3 protein-coding genes and 2 pseudogenes are annotated in these 5,437 nt (G+C 71.4%); all 5 read right to left on the bottom strand.

Going from position 1 to position 5,437, the window contains the following annotated elements:
- Positions 1-146: pseudogene (locus AB0J08_RS40930) on the bottom strand (ATP-binding protein); the annotation flags it as partial.
- Positions 127-837, bottom strand: coding sequence for a DUF742 domain-containing protein (locus AB0J08_RS40925; protein WP_360645077.1), 711 nt, complete (start codon positions 835-837; stop codon positions 127-129). The pseudogene AB0J08_RS40930 and the gene AB0J08_RS40925, both read right to left, overlap by 20 nt.
- Before the next feature lie 161 nt (positions 838-998).
- Positions 999-1,412: a roadblock/LC7 domain-containing protein gene (locus AB0J08_RS40920; RefSeq protein ID WP_360642581.1), complete on the bottom strand. Its 414-nt coding sequence runs from the start codon at positions 1,410-1,412 to the stop codon at positions 999-1,001.
- Between the two features lie 10 nt (positions 1,413-1,422).
- Positions 1,423-4,899: a nitrate- and nitrite sensing domain-containing protein gene (locus AB0J08_RS40915; protein WP_360645074.1), complete on the bottom strand. Its 3,477-nt coding sequence runs from the start codon at positions 4,897-4,899 to the stop codon at positions 1,423-1,425.
- 441 nt (positions 4,900-5,340) lie between these two features.
- A pseudogene (locus AB0J08_RS40910) lies at positions 5,341-5,437 on the bottom strand (ATP-binding protein); the annotation flags it as partial.

Below are 5,437 nucleotides of genomic sequence, written 5' to 3'. Positions count from 1 at the left end.
ATGACGGCTTCGGTGCGCAGGGGGTTGATCTCGGAGACGGCGCCGACGAGCGTGGTCTTGCCGACACCGAAGCCGCCGGCGACGACGATCTTCGCGGAGGTGGTGGCGCGGGTGGGGGCGGCCGCGTTAGAGCTTGCGAAGTCCACTGAGGACCCTTTCGAGCAGCGTGACGTCGGGCTGGTTTCCGGATTCGCCGCCGGAAGCGGGCTGGTGGATGGCGACCAGGCCGGCCTCGGCCAGGTCGGCCACGAGGATGCGGGCCACCCCCAGGGGAAGGGAGAGCAACGCCGACACCTCGGCGACGGACTTGACCTCGGTGCACAGGGTGCAGATCCGCTGGTGCTCGGGGAGCAGGGTGGCCAGGCGCTGCGGGTCGACGTTGGCCGAGACGAGCGCCTCGAGCGCCAGCTCGTAGCGCGGCCGGGTCCGTCCGCCGGTCATCGCGAACGGCCGGATCAGCGGGCCCGAGTCGAAGTCGTCCTCGAACTCCTCGACGTACCCGGGCTGCTGGGCCGGCACGTGGCCGGGGCCCGCGCCGTGCCGGCCGGGCTGCGGTTCCGGGGCGGAGTGCCGGCCGGGCAGGTGGCCGGTCGTCCCTCCCGGTGCCGGGTAGCCGGCCGGGGGTGCGTCGTACGAGGGCTGCCGGTCGTACTGGCCGTACTGCTGTTGTTGCTGCTGCTGCGGCGGGTACGGCTGGCCGTACTGCTGCTGGCCGTACTGGCCGTGCTGGCCGTACTCCTGACCGTGGCCGACGACGCCGGGTGCTCCGAAGGCGTCATGGCCCGTGCCAGGGTACGGAACGCCGTACTGGCCGCTGCGGTCGTCGGGCGGTGTCACGGTTCCTCTCCTCACAAGGTGCGGCGGTGCGGTGCGAGCTCTGGCACAGGTCCGGAGCCGGTGGTGCGAAGGCCGTACAACGTCCGAACCCGAGCCCGCCGAAGCGGGCCCGGGACGGGCGTGGAGGTGCTTCGAATACCAGGACGGTATCCGACGAACCGTCAGTGCAGGAGACTGCCCTGAAGTTCTGCGCGGAGCGCGGGGGTGAGGACGGCGCCGGCGCGGTCGACGAGCAGTGCCATTTCGTAGCCGACGAGACCGATGTCGGAGTCGGGGGACGCCAGGACGGCGAGGGAGGAGCCGTCACTGACGGCCATCAGGAAGAGGAAACCGCGCTCCATCTCGACAACGGTCTGGTTGACCTCGCCGCCCTCGAAGATCCGGCTGGCGCCGGACGTGAGGGAGGTGAGGCCGGAGGCGACGGCGGCGAGCTGGTCGGCGCGGTCGCGGGGGAAACCTTCGGACATGCACAGCAGGAGGCCGTCGGCGGAGACCACCACCGTGTGCGACACCCCGGGGGTGTTGTCCACGAAATTGGTGATCAGCCAGTTCAGGTTCTGTGCGGCCTGGCTCATCTGACTCAACTCAACGCTCCTGGTGGTTCGAGCCGCCGAAGAGATCGGTGCTGCGGTTCTGCTGTCCGTTGCCGGACGGGTCTACCTGATCGGGGTCGATCCGGAAGCTTCCGGTGCTGCCGGCGCTGCGGCCCTGCTCCACACCGCGGCGCAGGTTGGTGAGCCGGCCACGGACCTCCTCGGGGCTGCGGGAGACCTGCGGCCCGTCCTGCGGAGTGGGCTTGGCGTTGCCGGCCACCAGGTTCTGCTTGGGCACCCGCCGGGGCAGGCCGGAGGGGGTGGTCCCGCCGGAGGCGGGCTCGCGCAGCTGCTCGGCGCGCTGCCAGGCACCGTCGTTGGGCGACTGCCAGGCGGCGCTGGTCGGGCCGGTCGGTCCGGTGGGACCGTAGCCGCCCAGCGCGGACACCTCGTGTCCGCGCGGTTCGGTGGGCGCCGAGGTGTCCTTGGCGCCGGTGAACCAGTTCGGGGTCTCGCCGGAGTCCTGGCCGCCGCCCTGCTGCGGTGCGGCGGCCGGGCCGCCACCGGCCAACTGCTGGCCGGGGCGGCGCTGCGGCAGCCCGGACGGCAGGGTGGCGGTCGTCTCGGCGGCGGGCAGCGCCGGCGGCTCCGGGCTGTACGGGTGGCCGGCCGGGGCCTCCTCGGCCCCGTACTGCTCGTCGGCGTAGCCGGACTGGTCGTAGCCCTGGTACTGGCCGTACTGGTCGTCCTGGCCCTGGTTCTGGCCCTGGCCGTACTGGTCCTGGCCCTGACCCTGGCCGTACTGGTCGTCCCCGTAGCCCTGCTGCGGGAACCGGCCGTAGGCGTCCTGACCGTAGTCGTTCTGCCCGTACCCGGCTCCGGCGTACCCGTCCTGGGCGTACTGGGCGTCCTGGCCGTAGCCGTACTGCTCGTCGGCGTAGCCGGACTGGTCGTAGCCCTGCTGGGCGTACTGGCCGTCCTGGCCGTAGCCGTCGTCGTTGCGCCGGCCGTACGCCGGGTACTCGTCCTCGACCTCGGCGTCGACCACCGGCTGCTCGGAGGCACCGTGCGGGCCGGCCTCCAGGGCCGCGCGGCGGACCTGGTCGAGCCGCTGCGAGCGCTGGACGGCCTCCAGGGCCGGGCTGAAGCCGCTGGAGCCGGCGCTGCCGTTGCCGGTGAGGTGGTCGTCGAAGCCCAGTTCGGCGGCGCTGCGCGGCTGGTTCTGGACCTCGGCGGCCCAGTCGGCCGCGGACGGCTCCTGCTCGGCGAAGATCCGGGAGACGGTGAACTGCTCCTCCGGCTCCGGAGCCGCGCCCATCTGGGTCAGGAACGGCGGGAGCATGACCAGCGAGGTGGTGCCCGCGGACTCGCCGGAGGGGCGGAGCTGGACGCGGACGTCGTGCCGCTGGGAGAGCCGGCCGACCACGAAGAGGCCCATGCGGCGGGAGATGGTGGCGTCGACCGTGGGCGGCTCGGCCAGCTTCTCGTTGATCTCGGCGAAGTCCTCGGCGGTGAGGCCGATGCCCTTGTCGTGGATCTCGACCAGCACCCGGCCGTCCGGCAGGCGGGTGGCGTTGACCAGCACCCGGGTCTGCGGGCTGGAGAACGACGTGGCGTTCTCCAGCAACTCGGCGAGCAGGTGGACGAGGTCGGTCACGGCGGCGCCGACGACCTCGGCCTCGGGGATGCCGGAGAGCTCGACGCGCTCGTACTGCTCCACCTCGGACGCGGCGGCGCGGAGCACGTCGACCAGCGGGACCGGGGTGTTCCAGCGGCGGCCGGCCTCCTCGCCCGCGAGGACGAGCAGGTTCTCACCGTTGCGGCGCATACGGGTCGCGAGGTGGTCCAGCTTGAAGAGGTTCTCCAGCTGGTCCGGGTCGGCCTCGTTGTTCTCCAGGTCGGTGATCAGCGCCAGCTGGCGCTGGATCAGGCTCTGGCTGCGGCGCGACAGGTTGGTGAAGATCGCGTTGACGTTCCCTCGCAGCAGGGCCTGCTCGGCGGCCAGGGAGACCGCCTGCCGGTGGACCTGGTCGAAGGCCCGGGCGACCTCGCCGATCTCGTCCTTGCCGTGCAGCGGGATCTGGCTGACCGAGGTGTCCACCCGGTCCGGGTCGGTCTTGGAGAGCTTCTCGACGAGGTCCGGCAGGCGGTGGTCGGCGATCTCCAGGGCGGCGTTGCGCAGGGTGCGCATGCCCAGGATCATCGAGCGGGCCACGTAGCCGGTGAGGACGCCGGCGAGGACCAGCGCGGCGAGCACGATCGCCGAGTTGAGGATGGCGTCGTAGAGCGCGTTGTCGCGCAGCTCGGCGGCGTCGTGGAGGACGTCGTCCAGCAGCGCGACCTCGGTGGCGCGCAGGCTGGCGAGGTGGGTGTTGGAGGCCTGCTCCCAGTTCTCCTTGGTCAGACCGGCGTCCTTGGCCTCCTTGTAGGCGGCGTCGGCGGCGGCCTTGCCCTTGGACTGGCCCTCGGCGGCGGCCTGGGTGTAGGCGGCGCCGAGGCCCAGCAGGCCCGTCATGGTCGGCACGTTGCCGTTCGGCATCCGGTAGGCGGCGCGCTGGTCGGCGGCGGCCTGGGCGACCTGGGCGTCGGCGTACCGCTTGGCGTCCTCGGGGGCGCTGCCGGTGTTGAACTCGGAGAGCGAGACCTGCTCCAGCTTCTGGGAGACCAGGAGCTGCTGGATCAGGTCGGTGTTCTCGTACCGGGTGGTGGACTGGGCCGAGATGCCGACCAGCAGGTGGAGCATCAGCGCGCGCTGGGTGGAGGCCGAGGCCTTGGCCAGCGACATGGCGTAGATCGCGCGGCCCTTGCTGGTGATGTTGCTGCTGCCGAGGCCGACCGAGTTGTCGTAGGCCAGCAGCGGCGCGATCATCGTCGAGTAGGCGGACTGGGTCGCGGTCGCGAACAGGTCCGGCCGGTAGGCGGCTTCGCGCAGGTGCGGCAGGAAGCCCACCATGCTCTGGAAGGCCGCGTGACGGTGGGGCAGCTCGGCGGACTTGTCGCTGGCCTCGTAGGCCGCGTCGTACGCCTTGAGCGCCGCGTCGGTGGTGGCGCGGGTCTTGGCGACGTCGCCGTTCGGGTCCTGGCCGGTCAGCAGGGGGCTGAGCGTCTTGTCGCGCTCGTTCTCCAGCGCCTCGGCGAGCTCGGTGGCCGCCTTGGCGAGGCGGGCGGTCTTCTCGGCGTGCGAGGCCTTGACGTAGCCGTCGACCGAGGTGTTGACGCGCAGGCCGCCGAAGATCAGGCCGATGATGACCGGGATCATCAGGATGGCTATCAGACGGGCCGGCACGCGCCAGTTGCGGGGCCGGAGGAAGTCGTACCGGCTGCCGCCCTTGCCGCCGCTCCCGTCGTCCGCGGAGCCACTGCCGCGGCGCTCCTGGGAGGCGGCCGGGGGCTTCGGGGTTGGCGCCGGGGGGCGCTCCTCGACCGGCGTGAACGCGGAGAATCCGGCCGGGTCCGTTGCGTTACCGTTCGGCTCGCTCTGGCGGGGCTCGGAGCGCCGCTGCGGGGCGACCTGCTGCTTACGCCTCACTCGACAACAACCTCTCGGCCGATTGGCGGCCATGGATCAATCCAGCGCTACCCCTGGCAGCGACCCGCTGCTGGGTGGGACTGCCGTAATGGATTTAGGGGTAGCTGGAATTTCAGCACGTGCAGGGATGGGGGACAAACAGGTGTCGATGACGGCCCACTGCGGAATAATCCGGACATTCGCCGACATCGTGGAACAAAACCGTGGTCTTCTGGCGCTGAGCGATGCTAAATCGCTACACATGGTCACTGTTGATCACAAAATGCCTACCGAACTGTTATCCGCCGCTTATGTGGGGGTCTTGCGTGGGCCGCCTGGACGACACCCCGTCTGCGCAGGTGCCCCGGCGCCCGACCGCGAGGGTGGGGCGCCGGGGCTGCCGACCTGCGGCGCTTTCTGTTCGCGCGCTCGCCTCCGGTGCTGCTCGGCGCGTGTGCTCTCCTACCGCAGGCGGGCGAGGAGGGCGTGTTCGACGAGGGTGATGAGGGCGCTCTTGGCGCTGTCGCGTCGTCGGGCGTCGAGGGTGATGACGGGGGTG

Origin of the sequence: Kitasatospora sp. NPDC050463 (assembly GCF_040655255.1) — a bacterium.
Taxonomy (GTDB): domain Bacteria; phylum Actinomycetota; class Actinomycetes; order Streptomycetales; family Streptomycetaceae; genus Kitasatospora.
This window is presented reverse-complemented; position numbering and strand designations above follow the sequence as displayed.

Bases quoted from the DNA above. Each gene is read 5' to 3' on its own strand.
- AB0J08_RS40920 (WP_360642581.1), bottom strand. From the start codon at position 1,412: ATGAGCCAGGCCGCACAGAACCTGAACTGGCTGATCACCAATTTCGTG.